This is a genomic window from Citrobacter telavivensis, from assembly GCA_009363175.1.
In the GTDB taxonomy this organism is placed as follows: Bacteria; Pseudomonadota; Gammaproteobacteria; order Enterobacterales; family Enterobacteriaceae; genus Citrobacter_A; species Citrobacter_A telavivensis.
On sequence record CP045205.1, the window covers coordinates 2,351,033 to 2,369,717 of the forward strand.

The window sequence follows — 18,685 nt, forward strand, 5'->3', positions numbered from 1 at the left end:
TTGCGATCAAAAATGCAACTTTTCTTGCGTGCTGAAGCAGAAAGAGCAAGACTTCTTGAAACGTTTCAGCGCTGTCGAGTTTCAGTTGAGGAAACCGTATAGCGTCTTTTTTCTCATGTAAGCTGAATCGTTTCAATTCAGCAGGAGAGGAGAACCATGTTTCAGTTATCCGTTCAGGACATTCATCCGGGCGAGCAGGCCGGAGACAAACAAGAAGCTATCCGTCAGGTCGCCGCTGCGTTAGTGCAGGCCGGTAACGTAGCGGACGGCTACGTAGACGGCATGCTCGCTCGCGAGCAGCAGACTTCCACTTTTCTCGGCAACGGGATTGCGATTCCACACGGCACCACCGATACCCGCGATCAAGTGCTGAAAACCGGCGTTCAGGTTTTTCAGTTCCCGCAGGGCGTGACCTGGGGTGACGGTCAGGTGGCTTACGTGGCGATTGGTATTGCCGCCAGCTCCGATGAGCACCTTGGTTTACTGCGTCAACTGACGCACGTGCTGAGTGACGACTCCGTGGCTGAACAGCTTAAGTCAGCGACCACGGCGGAAGAACTGCGTGCGTTGCTGATGGGCGAAAAGCAGAGTGAGCCGTTGAAGCTCGACAACGAGACGCTGATGCTGGATGTCGCTGCGACCGACTTAGTGACGTTGCAGGCGCTGAACGCGGCGCGTCTGAAAGAGGCGGGCGCGGTAGATGCGGCGTTTGTCGCGAAAGTGATTAACGATCGGCCGATGAACCTGGGGCAAGGGATCTGGCTGAGCGACAGTGCTGAAGGCAACTTGCGCAGCGCTGTGGCGGTGAGCCGTGCGGCGAATGCCTTTGACGTCGAGGGCGAAAAGGCGGCACTGCTGGTGACCGTCGCCATGGCTGACGATCGGCCTGTTGAGGTGCTGAAGCGTCTGGGCGATCTGCTGCTGGACACGAAAGCTGACCGTCTGCTGAACGCTGATGCGGCCACCGTACTGGCGCTGCTGACCAGCGATGACGCGCTGACGGATGATGTGCTGAACGCCGAGTTCGTCGTTCGTAATGAGCACGGCCTGCATGCCCGTCCGGGGACCATGCTGGTCAATACGATTAAACAATTTAACAGTGAAATTACCGTGGCAAACCTTGATGGAACCGGCAAACCGGCAAATGGACGTAGTCTGATGAAAGTGGTGGCTCTGGGCGTGAAGAAAGGGCATCGCCTGCGCTTTACGGCGCAGGGGGCTGATGCTGAGCAGGCGCTGAAAGCAATTGGCGAGGCCATCGCTGCCGGTCTCGGGGAGGGCGCATAATGAGCAGACGTGTTGCTACGATCACGCTAAACCCGGCCTACGATCTGGTGGGGTTCTGTCCTGAAATCGAACGCGGTGAAGTTAACCTGGTGAAAACCACCGGTCTGCACGCGGCGGGTAAAGGGATCAACGTGGCAAAAGTGCTGAAGGACCTCGGGATCGACGTAACGGTCGGTGGTTTCCTCGGCAAAGATAACCAGGACGGTTTTCAGCAGTTGTTCAGCGAGCTGGGTATTGCTAACCGTTTTCAGGTGGTGCAGGGGCGTACCCGCATCAACGTCAAGCTGACGGAAAAAGATGGTGAAGTCACCGACTTCAACTTCTCCGGTTTTGAGGTTACGCCTGCCGACTGGGAGCGTTTTGTTAATGATTCCCTGAGCTGGCTGGGTCAGTTTGACATGGTGTGCGTCAGCGGCAGTTTACCGTCCGGCGTAAGCCCGGAAGCGTTTACCGACTGGATGACGCGTCTGCGCAGTCAGTGTCCATGCATTATCTTTGATAGTAGCCGTGAAGCACTGGTTGCAGGACTGAAAGCCGCGCCGTGGCTGGTAAAACCAAACCGTCGCGAACTGGAAATCTGGGCTGGTCGCAAGCTGCCGGAAATGAAAGATGTGATTGAGGCAGCGCATGCGTTACGTGAACAGGGTATCGCGCATGTGGTGATCTCCCTGGGCGCGGAAGGTGCGCTGTGGGTGAATGCCTCAGGAGAATGGCTCGCCAAACCGCCTTCGGTGGATGTGGTTAGCACCGTGGGGGCAGGGGATTCAATGGTCGGCGGCCTGATTTACGGTTTGCTGATGCGCGAATCCAGTGAACATACGCTGCGTCTGGCGACAGCCGTCGCTGCGCTGGCGGTCAGTCAGAGCAATGTCGGTATTACCGATCGTCCGCAGTTGGCCGCAATGATGGCGCGTGTCGACTTACAACCGTTTAACTGACAGCAGGAGAGGCATAATGAAAACGCTGCTGATTATTGACGCTAACCTCGGGCAGGCCCGCGCTTATATGGCGAAAACTCTGCTCGGTGCGGCGGCGAATAAAGCAAATCTGGAAATCATCGACAATCCAAATGACGCTGAACTGGCGATCGTATTGGCCGATGCCATCCCTAATGACAACGCGTTGAACGGCAAAAAAGTCTGGTTAGGCGATATTGCCCGGGCGGTTGCGCACCCTGAACTGTTTCTTAGCGAAGCCAAAGGTCATGCTAAGCCATACAGCGCACCGGTTGCCGTAGCGTCTGTAGCCACGACCAATGGCCCGAAACGTGTTGTGGCCGTGACGGCGTGCCCGACCGGCGTCGCGCATACCTTTATGGCGGCGGAAGCGATCGAAACCGAAGCGAAAAAACGCGGCTGGTGGGTGAAAGTCGAAACCCGTGGTTCTGTGGGCGCCGGCAATGCCATTACGCCGGAAGAAGTGGCGCAGGCTGATCTGGTCATTGTGGCGGCAGACATTGAAGTGGATCTGGCAAAATTTGCCGGTAAACCAATGTACCGTACTTCTACGGGTCTGGCGCTGAAGAAAACCGCGCAGGAACTGGACAATGCCGTGGCGCAAGCCGTGGTGTATGAGCCAACCGGCAAAGCGCAGGCTGCGGCGAATGAAGGGAAAAAAGAGAGTGCAGGCGCGTATCGTCACCTGTTGACGGGCGTTTCCTACATGCTGCCGATGGTGGTTGCCGGTGGTCTGTGTATCGCGCTCTCCTTTGCTTTTGGTATCGAAGCGTTCAAAGTCGAAGGGACGCTGGCGGCGGCGCTGATGCAGATTGGCGGCGGTTCAGCCTTTGCATTGATGGTGCCGGTTCTGGCGGGATACATTGCCTTCTCGATTGCTGACCGTCCGGGCCTGACGCCGGGTCTCATCGGCGGTATGCTCGCCGTCAGCACGGGTTCAGGCTTTATTGGCGGGATCATTGCGGGTTTCCTCGCAGGCTATGTGGCGAAGGCCATCAGCACGAAGCTGAAGCTGCCGCAGAGTATGGAAGCGCTGAAACCGATCCTGATCATTCCGCTTATCTCCAGCCTCGTGGTCGGTCTGGCCATGATCTACCTCATCGGTAAACCGGTCGCCGGGATCCTCGAAGGGTTAACGCACTGGCTGCAAACCATGGGGACGGCGAATGCGGTACTGCTGGGGGCAATCCTTGGCGGGATGATGTGTACCGACATGGGTGGCCCAGTTAACAAAGCGGCGTACGCGTTTGGCGTTGGTCTGTTGAGTACACAAACGTATGCGCCAATGGCGGCCATTATGGCGGCAGGCATGGTGCCGCCGCTGGCGCTGGGACTGGCAACGATTGTTGCGCGTCGTAAGTTCGACAAGGCGCAGCAGGAAGGGGGTAAAGCGGCGCTGGTACTCGGCCTGTGCTTTATCACCGAAGGGGCTATTCCTTTCGCCGCGCGCGATCCGATGCGTGTTCTGCCGTGCTGTATTGTTGGCGGCGCGTTGACGGGAGCAATCTCTATGGCGGTCGGTGCAAAACTGATGGCACCGCATGGCGGTCTGTTTGTTCTGCTGATCCCTGGTGCAATTACCCCGGTGTTGGGATACCTGATTGCCATTGTTGCCGGTACGCTGGTGGCGGGTCTGGCCTATGCCTTCCTGAAACGCCCGGAAGAGGATGCAGTCGCCAAAGCGGCATAATGTTATCGCGTCATACAAGGGCAGAGCGTTCTCTGCCCTTTTTTTATCTTCGTTTTGTGCCCTTCCTCGCAAATTTTTCCTCGCTTACAAACTGTATCTATAAAAAATTGTGATTCTGTTCATATCTGGCGGTTTTAGCCCTTGCCAGTGCGTTTACTTTCATCAAAACAAGTTTACTATGAACACATGTTTGAATGTAAACATGTGCTCTAATAAGTTGTTTGAGCCGTGAATAGATCTTAACGATCTCATTGTCATGGTATTTTCATACCAGGAGATGTGCTATGCGAGAAAAGGAATACATCATCACGATTGGTTCCGCCAATATGGACGTTGCAGGATATTCGCATGCTTCTTTAAATTATGCGGACTCGAATCCTGGAAAAATTAAATTTACACCGGGCGGGGTGGGTCGCAATATCGCTCATAATCTTGCCCTGCTCGGGAAAAATTCCTGGTTAATGACGGCGGTTGGCAATGATTTCTATGGGCAATCATTATTGGCGCAGACGAATCAGTCTGGCGTGCATGTGGATAATTGCCTGATTGTCTCCGGTGAGAATACCTCTAGTTATTTATCGCTTCTCGATAATACCGGTGAAATGCTGGTGGCAATCAATGACATGAGCATTACCGAGCATATTTCGGCGGCATTTCTGGCCCAGCATCTCGATTTCATCCGTGGTGCCAGTGTGATTGTGGCGGATTGTAATATCAGTGAACAGACGCTGGCCTGGCTACTGGATAATGTGGGGAATGTTCCGGTGTTCGTTGACCCGGTATCGGCGTGGAAATGCGTGAAAATCCGCGAGCGTTTAGCTCAGATTCACACGCTTAAACCCAACCGTCTTGAGGCGGAAACTCTCAGCGGCATCGCGCTTTCAGGGCGTGAAGATGTCGCGAAAGTCGCTGCCTGGTTCCACGAGCGTGGCCTGCATCGCCTTGTGCTGAGTATGGGTGGTGACGGGGTCTATTACAGTGAAAGAGGCGGCGACAGCGGCTGGTCGCTACCGATAAAAACCCACGTAGTTAACGTCACCGGAGCGGGAGATGCCATGATGGCGGGACTTGCCTCCTGCTGGGTTGAAGGCATGCCTTTCATTGATTCTATCCGATTTGCACAGGGTTGTTCTTCGATGGCGCTGGCCAGTGAATATACCAACAACCCTGAATTATCTGTTGCGAACGTTAAAACCCTTGTGGAGAACACAGAATGTCTGAATTAACGCTTTCCTCTGAATTACTGCATATTTCGCCAGAAGTCCAGGACGCTATTAACAGTAATAAACCGATTGTTGCGCTTGAGTCGACGATTATTTCTCACGGTATGCCTTTTCCACAAAATGCGCAGACGGCAATTGAAGTTGAAGAAACAATCCGTAAACACGGAGCCGTGCCGGCAACGATTGCCATTATTGGCGGGGTAATGAAAGTTGGGTTGAGTAAAGAAGAAATTGAATTATTAGGTCGCGAAGGACATAGCGTCACTAAAGTCAGTCGTCGTGATTTACCGTTTGTGGTGGCTGCCGGAAAAAATGGCGCGACCACTGTCGCCTCGACCATGATTATTGCCGCGCTTGCCGGTATTCACGTTTTTGCCACCGGCGGCATTGGCGGTGTTCACCGCGGTGCTGAACATACATTTGATATTTCCGCCGATCTTCAGGAACTGGCCCATACCAATGTGACCGTGGTTTGTGCCGGTGCGAAATCTATTCTCGATTTAGGTTTAACCACGGAATATTTAGAAACGTTCGGCGTGCCATTAATTGGCTATCAGACCACCGCGTTACCGGCATTTTTCTGCCGTACCAGTCCGTTTGAAGTCAGCATTCGTCTCGACAGCGCGAAGGAAATTGCCCGGGCGATGGCGGTGAAATGGCAAACCGGCCTGAACGGCGGTCTGGTGGTTGCCAATCCAATCCCGGAAACCTATGCCATGGCGGAAGAGAAAATCAACGCGGCGATTGACCAGGCCGTCCGGGAAGCGGAAGAGCAGGGCGTTGTCGGCAAGGAAAGTACGCCGTTCCTGCTGGCGCGCGTCGCTGAATTAACCGGGGGCGACAGCCTGAAGTCCAACATTCAACTGGTGTTTAACAACGCCGTACTGGCCTGCGAGATCGCGAAGGAATATCAACGCCTCGCCTGATCATAACGAACGGGCAGCTCGCGGTCGCCCGAAACCACCAAAACCTGGCTTCGCGCCGGGTTTCCTGGCATGAAGGGAAATCATTATGGATATAATGAGAAGTGTTGTGGGTATGGCGGTATTGCTGGTGATCGCATACTTACTGTCGGTGAATAAAAAGCACATCAGCTTACGTACCGTAGGCGCTGCGCTGGTACTGCAAATCGCGATTGGCGGGATCATGCTCTACTTCCCGCCGGGCAAATGGCTGGTTGAGCAGGCTGCGTTGGGCGTGCATAAGGTCATGTCTTACAGTGACGCGGGCAGCGCCTTTATCTTTGGCTCCCTGGTAGGGCCAAAAATGGATGTGCTGTTTGATGGCGCCGGGTTTATTTTTGCCTTCCGCGTGCTCCCCGCCATTATTTTTGTGACAGCGCTTATCAGCCTACTGTACTACATCGGCGTGATGGGGCTGCTGATTCGCATTCTGGGCGGGATTTTCCAGAAAGCCCTGAATATCAGTAAGATTGAATCATTTGTTGCGGTCACGACGATTTTCCTCGGGCAGAATGAGATCCCGGCGATCGTGAAGCCGTTTATTGACCGCCTGAATCGCAACGAACTGTTCACTGCTATCTGTAGCGGGATGGCCTCGATTGCGGGTTCGATGATGATTGGCTATGCCGGTATGGGCGTGCCGATTGATTATCTGCTGGCAGCCTCGCTGATGGCGATTCCGGGCGGGATCCTGTTTGCCCGTATTCTGAGTCCGGCAACGGAAGCGTCAAAAGTCACCTTCGAAAACCTCTCTTTCACCGAGACGCCACCAAAAAGCATTATCGAAGCTGCGGCAAGCGGGGCGATGACCGGGCTGAAGATTGCCGCCGGCGTGGCGACGGTGGTCATGGCGTTTGTCGCAATTATCGCGCTGATTAACGGCATTATCGGCGGAATTGGCGGCTGGTTCGGTTATGGTCATGCGACGCTTGAAGGGATCTTTGGCTGGGTGTTAGCTCCGCTTGCGTGGATTATGGGCGTTGACTGGAGTGATGCCACCCTGGCGGGTAGCCTGATTGGGCAGAAGCTGGCTATCAACGAATTTGTCGCTTACCTCAATCTCTCGCCTTACCTGCAGGATGGCGGCACCCTGGATGTGAAAACTATCGCCATCATCTCTTTTGCGCTGTGCGGGTTTGCCAACTTTGGTTCCATTGGCGTGGTGGTTGGGGCGTTCTCTGCCATCTCGCCTCAGCGTGCGCCGGAAATCGCCCAGTTGGGTATGCGTGCGCTGGCGGCAGCTACGCTCTCTAACCTGATGAGTGCGACTATTGCCGGGTTCTTTATTGGACTGGCATAGCGGGTAGCGGGAGTTTGCCGAACGACGGCTGATGCCTTATCCGGCCTGGAGAAACGCTCCCAGGCCGGATAAGTTGTTTTTACTGGTTTGTTTTTAACAGATATAGCGCGTTATCAGCGGAAAGGGTGGGGTTGTTGATACTGACGCTGGCGCGTGACAGGGCCGCACAGGCCATCGCAAAATTCGCGCTTTCGCGAAAATCGCTCCCTTCCAGGAAGCAGTAGATAAGCCCGGCCATAAAACCGTCGTCAGCGCCGAAGCTGTCGACCACCGTATGCGCAGGCGGCGTGAGTAAGAATTGCTCACCGTCTTTCTCGCTACAGAAGACCGACTCATCTTCCAGACAGACAAAAATCTGCTTAATGCCCTGTTGGTGCAGAGCATTCACCGCACTGAGCCGATCGGCGTCGCTGTTGATGGGATGACCCCATAAGATTTCCAGCTCTTTTTGCGTCGGTTTCAGCGTATGGATGCGCGTAAACCAGGTTTTCACCTTTGTCGCCTTGAACTCGGAAACGGTATCAATAAACACTGGAATATCATCAGCCACCGTAAAGACCCATTCGATGGCTTCCGGCGTCAGGTTACAGTCCGCCAGCACCACGCCAGCGTGGCGGATTAAATCCCGCGAGCTGTTTAGTAACTGCGGCGTTAGCTGCTGCAGGATGTGGGTATCGTTAATCGCCAACACCGTCTCTTCCTGCTGGTTGGCGATAGAGAGATAGGTGGAGGTGTTATGCCCGTGCAGGCGAATGCAGCTGGAGATATTGACGCCCGCCTGACGCGTTTGTTCCAGCAGCGTCTCGCCATAAAAATCACTGCCGACAGCGGAAATCAGATGCACATCACGACCCAGCAGTGCGAGGTTATGGGCGATATTGCGCCCAACGCCGCCTGCGGAACAGTGGATACTGCCCGGATTGGACGCGGCCTGCGGGTAGTGGATATCCGCCATACCGCGGATATCCATGTTGATTGCTCCCACCACCACGCAATAGGCCTGCTCGGTGAGGATGTAACCTTTCCCTTTTATCGCCCCTTTACGCATCAGGTCCATGATGTGCGCGGCAACGCGAGAACGGCTGATCTGCAAAATGTCGGCGATTTCGTTTTGCTGAATCAGCGGGTTGCGGCGCAGAATTTTGAGTATCTGTTTTTCCCTGTCGTTCATGATTACGCAACCGCCGTTTCAGTCTGTTGCGCTTTCAGCCAGGCAATCTCTTCTCCCCAGATGTCGGGATTGATGGTTTCCAGCACCAGCGGGATGCCGTCAAAACGGGCGTCCTGCATGATCCAGCGGAACGCGTCGTGACCAATGTTGCCTTCACCCAGGCTGTGATGGCGGTCGACCCGGCTGCCAAAGGTACTCTTGGCATCGTTCAGGTGCATACCGCGCAGATACTGAAAGCCGACGATGCGCTCAAATTCGGCAAAAGTTTTTTCACATTCAGCAGCGGAGCGTAAGTCATAGCCTGCGGCGAAGGCATGGCAGGTGTCGATGCAAACGCCGACGCGCGATTTGTCTTCCACGCCGTCGATGATGGCGGCGAGGTGTTCAAATTTGAATCCGAGATTGCTGCCCTGACCGGCGGTATTTTCAATCACAGCAGTCACGCCTTCGGTCTGGGCGAGGGCGATGTTGATTGACTCGGCAATCTTCGCCAGACACGCGTCTTCCGATATTTGCATCAGGTGGCTGCCCGGGTGAAAGTTAAGCAGGGATAAGCCGAGCTGCTCGCAGCGCTGCATTTCATCGAGAAAAGCTTCGCGGGATTTTTCCAGCGCGTCGCTGACCGGGTGGCCCAGGTTGATCAGATAGCTGTCGTGCGGCAGGATCTGAGCGGATGTGAAGTGATATTTCTCACAGGCGGCTTTAAAGTCATCGATGATTTGCGCGGTGAGAGGGGCGGCGCGCCATTGACGCTGATTTTTGGTAAAGAGCGCAAACGCGGTTGCCTCGATTTCAGCGGCGCGAATGGCGGCATTTGCCAGCCCGCCCGCTGCGCTGACGTGTGCTCCGATGTATTTCATTAAAACTCCTGTTAACCCTATACGCTTTATCCTTACAGGCTGCCTTTGCGTTGGTGGCGTTCACTCACCCCGGTCACGTATTTATGTACGCTCCCGGGGATGAATTCACTTGCCATCTTGATGCAACGTGAGTGGTTTTGCGTATAAACAAACAATCAACAAACAATTCCCAATCATAGCGGGTTAACAGGGTCAGGATGTAGCGAATTATGCAATAACGTGCTGGACCAGGACGTTAATCACGCCACCGCCGACAATCAGCCAGATGAACAGCACCAGCGCCATTAACAGCGGTTTCGCCCCGGCTTTTTTCAGCGCGCTCACGTGAGTTGTCAGCCCCAGTGCCGCCATTGCCATGGCCAGCAGTACCGTATCCAGGGTGACCAGCATGTTCACTACCGCCTGTGGTAACAGGTGGAACGAGTTGAAAATGGCAACCACGATGAACAGAATTGCAAACCACGGAATGGTGATCTTGCTTTTTTCCCCACCGCTGGCCGGTGACAGTTGCTTAACACGTGCGGCCATAAAGATGAGGAACGGAGCCAGCATCATGACGCGCAGCATTTTGGCAATCACCGCCGCGTTTTCCGCATCCGGGTTGATCGCGTGTCCTGCTGCCACAACCTGTGCCACTTCATGCATGGTGGAGCCAATAAAAATACCGTACGTTTCCGGGCTAAACCACTGAGCCAGCAGCGGGTACATCGCCGGGTAGAGGAAAATCGCCATCGTCCCGAAGATCACCACCGTCGCGACGGCGACCGTGACTTTGCTGGCCTCGGCTTTCACTACCGGCTCTGTCGCCAGCACCGCCGCCGCACCGCAAATACTGCTACCTGCGCCGATCAACCAGCTGGTCTGGCGATCCAGCCCAAAGACTTTTTGACCCAGAAAGCAGGCCAGCATAAAGGTGCTGGACAGCGTCAGAATGTCGATCAGAATGCCGCTGACACCCACGTCAGCAATCTGCGCGAAGGTGAGGCGAAAGCCGTAGAGGATAATCCCCAGGCGTAATAAATGTTGCTTGGCAAACAGGACGCCGCCGTCACAGCTTTTCCAGATCTGCGGATAGACGGTATTACCGATCACCATCCCCAACAAAATTGCTAAGGTGAGGGCACTGAACCCGGCCCCTGCCACGGCGGGAATGGATCCGCCCCATAAGGCAACCCCGGTAATTACTGCACTCAGGGCAAGCCCCGGAATAAAATGCCACATTGTTCGACGATGAGTCGTTAAGGTGAGTTCTGTCATTGCCTTCTCCTCTTTTATGGGCAAAAGGTTACGGCGAACTGGCTTAAAAATAAAATTGATTATATATTTATAATTAATCTTTATAAGTGGTAAGCAACCATGCACATCACCCTGCGGCAACTCGAAGTATTCACTGAAGTTTTGAAAAGCGGCTCAACGACGCAGGCGTCGGTGATGCTGTCGCTGTCGCAGTCGGCGGTTAGTGCGGCGCTGACCGATCTGGAAGGCCAGCTGGGTGTTCAGCTTTTTGATCGTGTAGGTAAACGGCTGGTGGTGAATGAACATGGACGCTTGCTTTATCCGCGGGCGCAGGCGTTGCTGGAGCAGGCGGTGGAAATTGAGCAACTGTTCCGCGAAGACAACGGTGCTATCCGTGTGTACGCCAGTAGCACTATCGGTAACTATATTCTTCCGGGGGTGATCGCCCGTTATCGTCGTGATTTCCCCACTCTTCCCCTGGAACTCAGCGTCGGTAACAGTCAGGACGTGATGACGGCGGTGCTTGATTTTCGGGTCGACATTGGGCTTATCGAAGGGCCGTGCCACAATACGGAAATCATCTCGGAGCCGTGGCTGGAAGATGAACTGGTGGTGTTTGCTGCGCCGTCTTCGCCGCTGGCACAGGGGCCGGTGACGCTTGAACAACTCGCCGCTGCCCCCTGGATCCTGCGCGAGCACGGTTCTGGAACGCGGGAAATTGTGGATTATCTGCTGCTGTCGCACTTACCCAAATTTGAAATGGCGATGGAACTGGGAAACTCCGAAGCCATCAAGCACGCCGTGCGTCATGGGCTGGGAATTAGCTGTCTGTCACGGCGGGTAATTGATGAGCAACTCCAGGCGGGAACGCTCAGCGAAGTCGCGGTGCCGCTTCCGCGTCTGGTGCGTACGCTTTGGCGGATCCATCATCGCCAGAAACACCTCTCCAATGCGCTCCAGCGCTTCCTGAGCTATTGCGAATAACGCCTGGGGACCGATGCCTCACCGGTGATGAGTCCTGAAGGCTATAGGTCCACTATTCTCTGCTATTACTTATAATCCGCGGCCGGTCATGAAGGTCTCTTATAACAGCGCATTTGTGCCAGATAGAGAGCGTTTCGTCTGTTACAATCGCGCCTCATTTTTTGGATGGATAGCATTTTCACATGGTTTCCGAAACTAAAACCACAGAAGCGCCCGCGTTACGTCGCGAACTGAAGGCGCGTCACCTGACGATGATCGCCATCGGCGGCTCCATCGGTACCGGCCTTTTTGTTGCGTCTGGTGCCACCATTTCCGCAGCGGGTCCTGGCGGTGCGCTGTTTTCCTATATTCTGATTGGCCTGATGGTGTACTTCCTGATGACCAGTCTTGGCGAGCTGGCGGCGTATATGCCGGTGTCCGGTTCGTTTGCGACCTACGGTCAGAACTACGTTGAAGAAGGCTTTGGCTTCGCGCTGGGCTGGAACTACTGGTACAACTGGGCGGTAACCATCGCCGTTGACCTCGTGGCGGCACAGCTGGTGATGAGCTGGTGGTTCCCCGATACCCCAGGCTGGATCTGGAGTGCGCTGTTCCTTGGTGTGATCTTCCTGCTGAACTACATCTCGGTCAGAGGCTTTGGTGAAGCGGAATACTGGTTCTCACTGATCAAAGTGGCAACCGTGATTATCTTCATCATCGTGGGCGTGATGATGATAGTCGGCATCTTCAAAGGCACTCAGCCGGTGGGCTGGAGCAACTGGACGACGGGCGATGCGCCGTTTGCCGGTGGTTTTGCGGCAATGATTGGCGTGGCGATGATTGTCGGCTTCTCTTTCCAGGGGACGGAGTTGATTGGTATTGCTGCCGGTGAATCTGAAGACCCTGAGAAGAACATCCCGCGCGCGGTGCGTCAGGTGTTCTGGCGAATCCTGCTGTTCTATGTCTTCGCTATTCTGATCATCAGCCTGATCATCCCGTACACCGATCCGAGCCTGCTGCGTAACGATGTGAAAGACATCAGCGTCAGCCCGTTCACGCTGGTCTTCCAGCATGCCGGTCTGCTCTCTGCGGCGGCGGTGATGAACGCGGTTATCCTGACGGCGGTGCTGTCGGCGGGTAACTCCGGGATGTACGCCTCAACCCGTATGCTCTACACCCTGGCCTGCGACGGCAAAGCCCCGCGTATTTTCGCGAAGCTGTCTCGCGGCGGCGTTCCACGTAATGCGCTGTATGCTACGACGGTGATTGCAGGTCTGTGCTTCCTGACCTCGATGTTCGGTAACCAGACGGTTTACCTGTGGCTGCTGAACACGTCCGGGATGACTGGCTTTATCGCCTGGCTGGGGATTGCCATCAGCCACTATCGTTTCCGTCGCGGTTATGTCATGCAGGGCCGCGACCTGAAGGAGCTGCCGTACCGCTCAGGCTTCTTCCCGCTGGGGCCGATCTTCGCGTTTGTCCTGTGTCTTATCATCACGCTGGGCCAGAACTACGAAGCGTTCCTGAAAGACACCATCGACTGGGGCGGCGTAGCGGCAACCTATATCGGTATTCCGCTGTTCCTGATTATCTGGTTCGGCTATAAGCTGACCCGAGGGACTCGCTTTGTTCGTTACAGTGAAATGCACTTCCCGGAACGTGTGAAGAAATAACAGCAACCGCACAAGTGAAACGATAAAAAACCCCGACCATGTCGGGGTTTTTTGTTGGGGGAGACTCAGAAGTTGTACGTCAGACCTACCGTGTAGCGACGACCATCGAGGATAGTGTCGTAGGTATCGTAATCAATCTGTTTATCCAGTGCGTTATAAACCCCAGCCGTCACCAGCAGGTTTTTGTTCGCGTTGTATCGCAGACCGACATCAACCTGCGTATAGGACGGCGTACCCTGCGACATAGAGGTGCGGCTCAGGTATTCGGAGGTTTTACCGCGGAAGTTCAGACGGCTCCAGAAGCCCACGGTTTCCGTTGCCTGCCAGTCCAGCGTGGTATTAAACATATGCTTTGGCATTTTGTTTAATGGCTTGCCCTCGAATTGACCGCTTTTCTGTTCTGACTCGGTATAGGTGTAGTTGGCCGTCCAGTTGAGGTCGCGGGTCATTTTCCAGCCGAACGTCGATTCCACACCGCGCATATTGGCTTTATCAACGTTCACGCGATCGCTGATAAAATCATAGTGCTCGCTGCCAATCGTACAGGCCGGATCGGCGCTGCTGTTACAGCGGCGAACTTCGGTGATCTTGTCTTTGAAATCGGTATTGAACAGGGTGATGCCGGCGTTGAGGTTGTCGCCGTTATCCCACAGCAGCCCCAGTTCTTCGCTCAGGCTCTTTTCCGGCTTCAGATCCGGGTTACCGACGATAATGCCATTCAGACGACCGCCTCCGGTGACCTGACCCCAGTTTGCGGAGGATTGACGCAGGTCTGGCGCACGATAACCTGCGGAGACACCACCTTTTAAGGTCCATTGATCGCTCAGATGCCAGACGCCATAACCGCGCGGTGTCCAGTTGTCGCCGTAGTTTTCGTCTTTATCCATGCGGATGCCGCCGGTCAGGGTGAAGCTGTCGGTCATTGCCCATTCATCTTCCGCAAACAGCGCCCAACTCCAGCGAGTCAGTTTGTCCAGACCATCAGCCGCTTTCAGTTGGTTGCCGGTATCGCGCAGTTTTTCATAACGATACTGACCGCCCAGCGTCAGGGTATGGGCTCCGAGGAAAATCTGGTTCTGGTTATTGAAGATCGTGTTGTACGACTTCATCTCACGACCCGGGTTGTTGGTCTCTTCCTGCTGGATATAGCTGGTGGTGTTGAACTCATCGTAATAGCCGCTGTGCGTTAATGAGTACGTGGTGTGCTCATAGCGGTTTTCACTTTTTGTATTGGGTTTACAGGTTCCGTTACGGCAACTCTCTGCGGCCATTGACTTGCCAGGCGTACTGTCGCGATCCTGCAATTCACGGGCGATATCAAAATCGATGTCATTCTTATCGTCCGGCGTAAAGTTAAGGGTCAGACCGCCGTTACGCAGGCGTTGCTCATTGTAGCCATTGACAATTTGGTCTTCCGCACGGCGAGACAGCAGTCCGGTGACTTTCGCGCCCAACAGGCCGTCGATCAGTGGGCCAGAGGCATAGGCATTGGTCTGGAACAGATCGCCGGAATCGCTGTTTTCCTGGAAGGTGGCATCGCCGTGCAGAGAGCCGGTCCAGCCTTTGGTATTAGAGACTTTTTTGGTGATCACGTTAATCACGCCGCCCATCGCATCGGAGCCATACAGTGATGACATCGGGCCACGGATAACTTCGATTCGCTCAATGGACTCCAGTGGCGGCAACCAGCCCTGCTCGATCCCAGAGTTATCGCTGTTCGGGCGTGTACCGCGAGTGCTAATGCGTTTGCCGTTCACCAGGAACAGCGTGTACTGCGACGCCATCCCGCGGATGCTGATATCACTGCTGCTGCCCCCGCCGGTGACCACCACGCCAGGCACATCTTTCAGCGCATCGGTAACGTCGCGGTAAGCTTTATCTTCAATTTGCTGTTTCGAAATAACCGAAATTGAAGCTGGGGCATTCTGGATTTTCTGCTCAAATCCCGTCGCGGTAACAACAACGGTATCCTGATCGGCAGCATGAACGAACGATGGGAGGCACGCCGCGCTGACTACGACGGCAATAGCCTTAACGTGAGGTATGGTCATTTTGTCATTCCATTAAACGAGTAAAAACCGCGTGTCATGTGAAAGGCCATGACAACTGTATGTGTTTGTCTTTTAAGAACTCTTTGCGGTAAAGAAGCGAGGGGAATTGTACAAAATAATGAATATTTGTAAACAGTAATGATAATTGAAATCATTTGCATTTATCTGATTTGTAAAAGAAATCCTTTTACGTCAATGAGATAGGGGAGCGTAAATGTGAGGAAAAAATGAAGAAATCATGGAGAAGTAACGAAGAAAAAAGGAGGGCACATAGCCCTCCTGCGGCTATTTCATCAAATGCTCTGCATGGAAGCGCAGATGATCCTCAATAAATGAGGCAATAAAGTAATAGCTGTGATCGTAACCGGGCTGAATGCGCAGCGTCATCGGCCAGGCGGTCTGACGTGCGGCTTCTGCAAGAACGGCGGGTTGTAGCTGATCGGCCAGAAACTGATCGCTGTCACCCTGGTCAATCAGCGTCGGGATGGCATCTTCCGGCTGGCTGGCGTACATCAATGCGCAGCTGTCCCATTCCGTCCATGCGGCCTGATCTTCGCCCAGATAGGCGCGAAACGCTTTCTCGCCCCACGGGACGCGGCAAGGATTAACGATTGGCGCGAAAGCGGAAACGCTGGTGTATTTGCCCGGATTTTTCAACGCCATGATCAACGCGCCGTGACCGCCCATTGAGTGTCCACTGATCGCGCAGCGATCGCTGACGTTAAAATGCGCCTGAATCAGCGCCGGGAGTTCATCACGTACGTAGTCATACATGCGGAAATGGGCAGCCCAGGGTTGCTGCGTTGCATTGAGATAAAAACCGGCTCCCTGGCCCAAATCGTAACCCTCATTATTGGCGACCTGTTCGCCACGCGGACTGGTATCCGGCATGACTAATACAATACCCAATTCAGCCGCGATACGCTGCGCGCCGGCTTTAGTGGTAAAGTTTTCATCATTACAGGTTAACCCGGACAACCAGTACAGAACTGGCGGAGAGGTGGTGTCGCGAGGCGGGGGGAGAAAAATGCTGAACGTCATTGCGCAGTTCAGCGTGGTGGAGTCGTGTCGCCAGCGTTGCTGCCAGCCTTCAAAACAGCGGTGCTCTTCGAGCATTTCCATGCGTGGCTCCTTGTTGTGTTGAACCTGAATGTGTTCGCAAACTCCCCATAATACAGATAATTCATGGCACTGTGAGTAACTTTCACTTCCGCATTGCGCAGACATGCTTCATCATCGATACCACGTCGATGTAACCCTTCCCGCTGCCTTTTGCGAAACACGATTTGAAAGGCGACGGCGATTTCAATAATTATCGTTGCGAATACTGGATTATGTGCGCGGCCTCACGCACAATAATCAGGCTGTCTACAGCCTACAAACTTTGCCCCACGTAGGGCAGAGGTGCCACACCTGCAGGAGAAGAATAAATGTCATCACTCAGTAAAGAAGCGGCCCTGGTTCATGAAGCGCTGGTAGCGCGAGGGCTGGAAACGCCGCTGCGCCCACCCGTGCATGAGATGGATAACGAAACGCGCAAACGTCTTATCTCAGGCCATATGACCGAGATCATGCAGTTGTTGAACCTCGATCTGAGCGATGACAGCCTGATGGAAACGCCGCATCGCATCGCCAAAATGTATGTCGATGAGATTTTCTCGGGTCTGGATTACGCCAATTTCCCGAAAATCACCGTCATTGAAAACAAAATGAAGGTTGATGAGATGGTGACGGTACGCGACATCACGCTGACCAGTACCTGTGAGCATCACTTCGTGACCATTGATGGCAAAGCCACCGTGGCCTATATCCCGAAAGATTCAGTGATTGGTCTGTCGAAGATCAACCGCATCGTCCAGTTCTTTGCACAACGTCCGCAGGTACAGGAGCGTTTAACGCAGCAAATCCTGACTGCGCTGCAAACCCTGCTGGGGACCAACAACGTGGCGGTATCGATTGATGCGGTGCATTACTGCGTGAAAGCGCGCGGTATTCGCGATGCCACCAGTGCGACCACCACCACCTCGCTTGGCGGCCTGTTCAAATCGAGCCAGAATACGCGTCAGGAATTTTTGCGCGCTGTACGTCATCACAACTGATTAAGGCAGGGGCTATGGAGCGTAATGTCACGCTGGATTTTGTTCGTGGCGTCGCCATTCTCGGCATCCTGCTGTTGAATATCAGCGCCTTTGGTCTGCCAAAGGCGGCTTACCTTAATCCAGCCTGGTACGGAAATATTACCGCTTCAGATGCCTGGACCTGGGCTATTTTGGATTTGTTCGCCCAGGTAAAATTCCTCACTCTTTTTGCACTGCTGTTTGGCGCGGGTCTGCAAATGCTGCTGCCACGCGGCAAGCGTTGGATCCAGTCCCGTCTGACCCTGCTGGTGCTGCTCGGTTTTATTCATGCTTTGCTGTTCTGGGATGGCGATATTTTACTGGCTTATGGACTGGTGGGGCTGATCTGCTGGCGACTGGTACGCGATGCACCGTCGGTGAAAAGCCTGTTTAACACTGGGGTGTTGCTCTATCTGGTTGGGATTGGGGTCCTGTTGTTGCTTGGTGCGATTTCCGGTAGCGCCTCTAATCGCGCCTGGACGCCGGATGCCTCAGCCTTACTGTATGAAAAATTCTGGAAAGTTAACGGCGGCGTCGACGCTATCAGCAATCGGGTTGAAGGATTATCAAACAGCCTGCTGGCGCTCGGCGCTCAGTACGGCTGGCAACTGGCGGGTATGATGTTGCTCGGGGCAGCACTGATGCGCAGTGGCTGGCTGAAAGGGCAGTTTCGTCTTTCGCATTACCGTCGCAGCGGCTTTTTACTTATCGCCGTGGGCCTGCTGATTAACCTGCCTGCCGTGGTCGCGCAGTGGCAACTGGACTGGAACTATCGCTGGTGTGCCTTCCTGTTACAGGCCCCGCGTGAACTCAGCGCGCCGTTTCAGACGATCGGCTATACCGCGTTGATGTTTGGTTACTGGCCGCAGCTTAGCCGCAGTAAAATTGTTCTCGCGATTGCCTGCGTCGGACGAATGGCGCTGACGAATTACCTGCTGCAAACCCTGATTTGCACCACACTGTTTTATCAATTCGGCTTATTTATGAAATATGACCGTCTTGAGCTGCTGCTGTTTGTTTTCCCGGTGTGGCTGGCAAACCTGCTTTTCTCCGTGATTTGGCTGCGATTCCTGCCTCAGGGCCCGGTGGAGTGGCTCTGGCGACAATTAACCCTGCGTGCGTCAGGGATATCATTGCCCCATACATCCAGATAACGATCTGGATCACAATCATTAACAAAATGGATGTAAGCGCTT

General features: G+C 54.2%; 15 protein-coding genes. 10 read left to right on the forward strand and 5 right to left on the reverse strand.

Going from position 1 to position 18,685, the window contains the following annotated elements:
- The first annotated feature begins 156 nt into the window (after positions 1-156).
- The 6 genes from GBC03_13520 to GBC03_13545 all read left to right on the forward strand — a co-directional run bounded on the left by GBC03_13520 (position 157) and on the right by GBC03_13545 (position 7,418).
- Positions 157-1,287, forward strand: coding sequence for an HPr family phosphocarrier protein (locus GBC03_13520; protein QFS71155.1), 1,131 nt, complete (start codon positions 157-159; stop codon positions 1,285-1,287).
- Positions 1,287-2,225, forward strand: a complete 939-nt coding sequence (gene fruK / locus GBC03_13525; protein ID QFS71156.1) for a 1-phosphofructokinase — start codon at positions 1,287-1,289, stop codon at positions 2,223-2,225. The genes GBC03_13520 and fruK overlap by 1 nt, the downstream gene beginning before the upstream one ends.
- Before the next feature lie 16 nt (positions 2,226-2,241).
- Positions 2,242-3,933 (forward strand): PTS fructose transporter subunit IIBC, encoded by a 1,692-nt coding sequence (gene fruA / locus GBC03_13530; GenBank protein ID QFS71157.1) that lies wholly within the window; start codon positions 2,242-2,244, stop codon positions 3,931-3,933.
- A 284-nt stretch (positions 3,934-4,217) separates the two neighbouring features.
- Positions 4,218-5,159: a pseudouridine kinase gene (locus GBC03_13535; protein QFS71158.1), complete on the forward strand. Its 942-nt coding sequence runs from the start codon at positions 4,218-4,220 to the stop codon at positions 5,157-5,159.
- Complete coding sequence (locus GBC03_13540) at positions 5,147-6,082, forward strand: pseudouridine-5'-phosphate glycosidase (protein ID QFS71159.1); 936 nt, start codon at positions 5,147-5,149, stop codon at positions 6,080-6,082. Before GBC03_13535 ends, GBC03_13540 begins: the two co-directional genes overlap by 13 nt.
- An 85-nt stretch (positions 6,083-6,167) precedes the next feature.
- Positions 6,168-7,418, forward strand: a complete 1,251-nt coding sequence (locus GBC03_13545; GenBank protein QFS71160.1) for a NupC/NupG family nucleoside CNT transporter — start codon at positions 6,168-6,170, stop codon at positions 7,416-7,418.
- 79 nt (positions 7,419-7,497) lie between these two features.
- Here GBC03_13545 and GBC03_13550 read toward each other — a convergent pair whose 3' ends face one another.
- The 3 genes from GBC03_13550 to GBC03_13560 all read right to left on the reverse strand — a co-directional run bounded on the left by GBC03_13550 (position 7,498) and on the right by GBC03_13560 (position 10,706).
- Positions 7,498-8,589: a sugar kinase gene (locus tag GBC03_13550; protein QFS71161.1), complete on the reverse strand. Its 1,092-nt coding sequence runs from the start codon at positions 8,587-8,589 to the stop codon at positions 7,498-7,500.
- A 2-nt stretch (positions 8,590-8,591) separates the two neighbouring features.
- Positions 8,592-9,449, reverse strand: coding sequence for a deoxyribonuclease IV (locus GBC03_13555; protein QFS71162.1), 858 nt, complete (start codon positions 9,447-9,449; stop codon positions 8,592-8,594).
- A gap of 207 nt (positions 9,450-9,656) precedes the next feature.
- A complete protein-coding gene (locus GBC03_13560) occupies positions 9,657-10,706 on the reverse strand; it encodes a YeiH family putative sulfate export transporter (GenBank protein ID QFS71163.1) in 1,050 nt (349 codons plus the stop codon).
- Positions 10,707-10,805: 99 nt separating this feature from the next.
- Between GBC03_13560 and GBC03_13565 the strand changes: the two genes are divergently transcribed.
- Positions 10,806-11,669, forward strand: a complete 864-nt coding sequence (locus tag GBC03_13565) for a LysR family transcriptional regulator (protein ID QFS71164.1) — start codon at positions 10,806-10,808, stop codon at positions 11,667-11,669.
- 182 nt (positions 11,670-11,851) lie between these two features.
- Positions 11,852-13,321 carry a lysine-specific permease gene (gene lysP / locus GBC03_13570; GenBank protein QFS71165.1) on the forward strand — a complete coding sequence of 490 codons (1,470 nt, stop codon included), beginning with the start codon at positions 11,852-11,854 and terminating at the stop codon, positions 13,319-13,321.
- Positions 13,322-13,386: 65 nt separating this feature from the next.
- Here lysP and GBC03_13575 read toward each other — a convergent pair whose 3' ends face one another.
- Complete coding sequence (locus GBC03_13575; GenBank protein ID QFS71166.1) at positions 13,387-15,372, reverse strand: ligand-gated channel protein; 1,986 nt, start codon at positions 15,370-15,372, stop codon at positions 13,387-13,389.
- A 285-nt stretch (positions 15,373-15,657) separates the two neighbouring features.
- Positions 15,658-16,494 (reverse strand): S-formylglutathione hydrolase, encoded by an 837-nt coding sequence (gene fghA / locus GBC03_13580; protein QFS71167.1) that lies wholly within the window; start codon positions 16,492-16,494, stop codon positions 15,658-15,660.
- Positions 16,495-16,802: 308 nt separating this feature from the next.
- Here fghA and folE point away from each other — a divergent pair, with 308 nt between their 5' ends.
- Positions 16,803-17,471: a GTP cyclohydrolase I FolE gene (gene folE / locus GBC03_13585; GenBank protein ID QFS71168.1), complete on the forward strand. Its 669-nt coding sequence runs from the start codon at positions 16,803-16,805 to the stop codon at positions 17,469-17,471.
- 14 nt (positions 17,472-17,485) lie between these two features.
- The gene (locus GBC03_13590; GenBank protein QFS71169.1) at positions 17,486-18,643 is read left to right on the forward strand and encodes a DUF418 domain-containing protein; all 1,158 of its coding nucleotides are present in this window, start codon (positions 17,486-17,488) and stop codon (positions 18,641-18,643) included.
- Positions 18,644-18,685: the final 42 nt, after the last annotated feature.

Bases quoted from the DNA above. Each gene is read 5' to 3' on its own strand.
- GBC03_13520 (QFS71155.1), top strand. From the start codon at position 157: ATGTTTCAGTTATCCGTTCAGGACATTCATCCGGGCGAGCAGGCCGGA.
- fruK (QFS71156.1), top strand. From the start codon at position 1,287: ATGAGCAGACGTGTTGCTACGATCACGCTAAACCCGGCCTACGATCTG.
- fruA (QFS71157.1), top strand. From the start codon at position 2,242: ATGAAAACGCTGCTGATTATTGACGCTAACCTCGGGCAGGCCCGCGCT.
- GBC03_13535 (QFS71158.1), top strand. From the start codon at position 4,218: ATGCGAGAAAAGGAATACATCATCACGATTGGTTCCGCCAATATGGAC.
- GBC03_13540 (QFS71159.1), top strand. From the start codon at position 5,147: ATGTCTGAATTAACGCTTTCCTCTGAATTACTGCATATTTCGCCAGAA.
- GBC03_13545 (QFS71160.1), top strand. From the start codon at position 6,168: ATGGATATAATGAGAAGTGTTGTGGGTATGGCGGTATTGCTGGTGATC.
- GBC03_13550 (QFS71161.1), bottom strand. From the start codon at position 8,589: ATGAACGACAGGGAAAAACAGATACTCAAAATTCTGCGCCGCAACCCG.
- GBC03_13555 (QFS71162.1), bottom strand. From the start codon at position 9,449: ATGAAATACATCGGAGCACACGTCAGCGCAGCGGGCGGGCTGGCAAAT.
- GBC03_13560 (QFS71163.1), bottom strand. From the start codon at position 10,706: ATGACAGAACTCACCTTAACGACTCATCGTCGAACAATGTGGCATTTT.
- GBC03_13565 (QFS71164.1), top strand. From the start codon at position 10,806: ATGCACATCACCCTGCGGCAACTCGAAGTATTCACTGAAGTTTTGAAA.
- lysP (QFS71165.1), top strand. From the start codon at position 11,852: ATGGTTTCCGAAACTAAAACCACAGAAGCGCCCGCGTTACGTCGCGAA.
- GBC03_13575 (QFS71166.1), bottom strand. From the start codon at position 15,372: ATGACCATACCTCACGTTAAGGCTATTGCCGTCGTAGTCAGCGCGGCG.
- fghA (QFS71167.1), bottom strand. From the start codon at position 16,494: ATGGAAATGCTCGAAGAGCACCGCTGTTTTGAAGGCTGGCAGCAACGC.
- folE (QFS71168.1), top strand. From the start codon at position 16,803: ATGTCATCACTCAGTAAAGAAGCGGCCCTGGTTCATGAAGCGCTGGTA.
- GBC03_13590 (QFS71169.1), top strand. From the start codon at position 17,486: ATGGAGCGTAATGTCACGCTGGATTTTGTTCGTGGCGTCGCCATTCTC.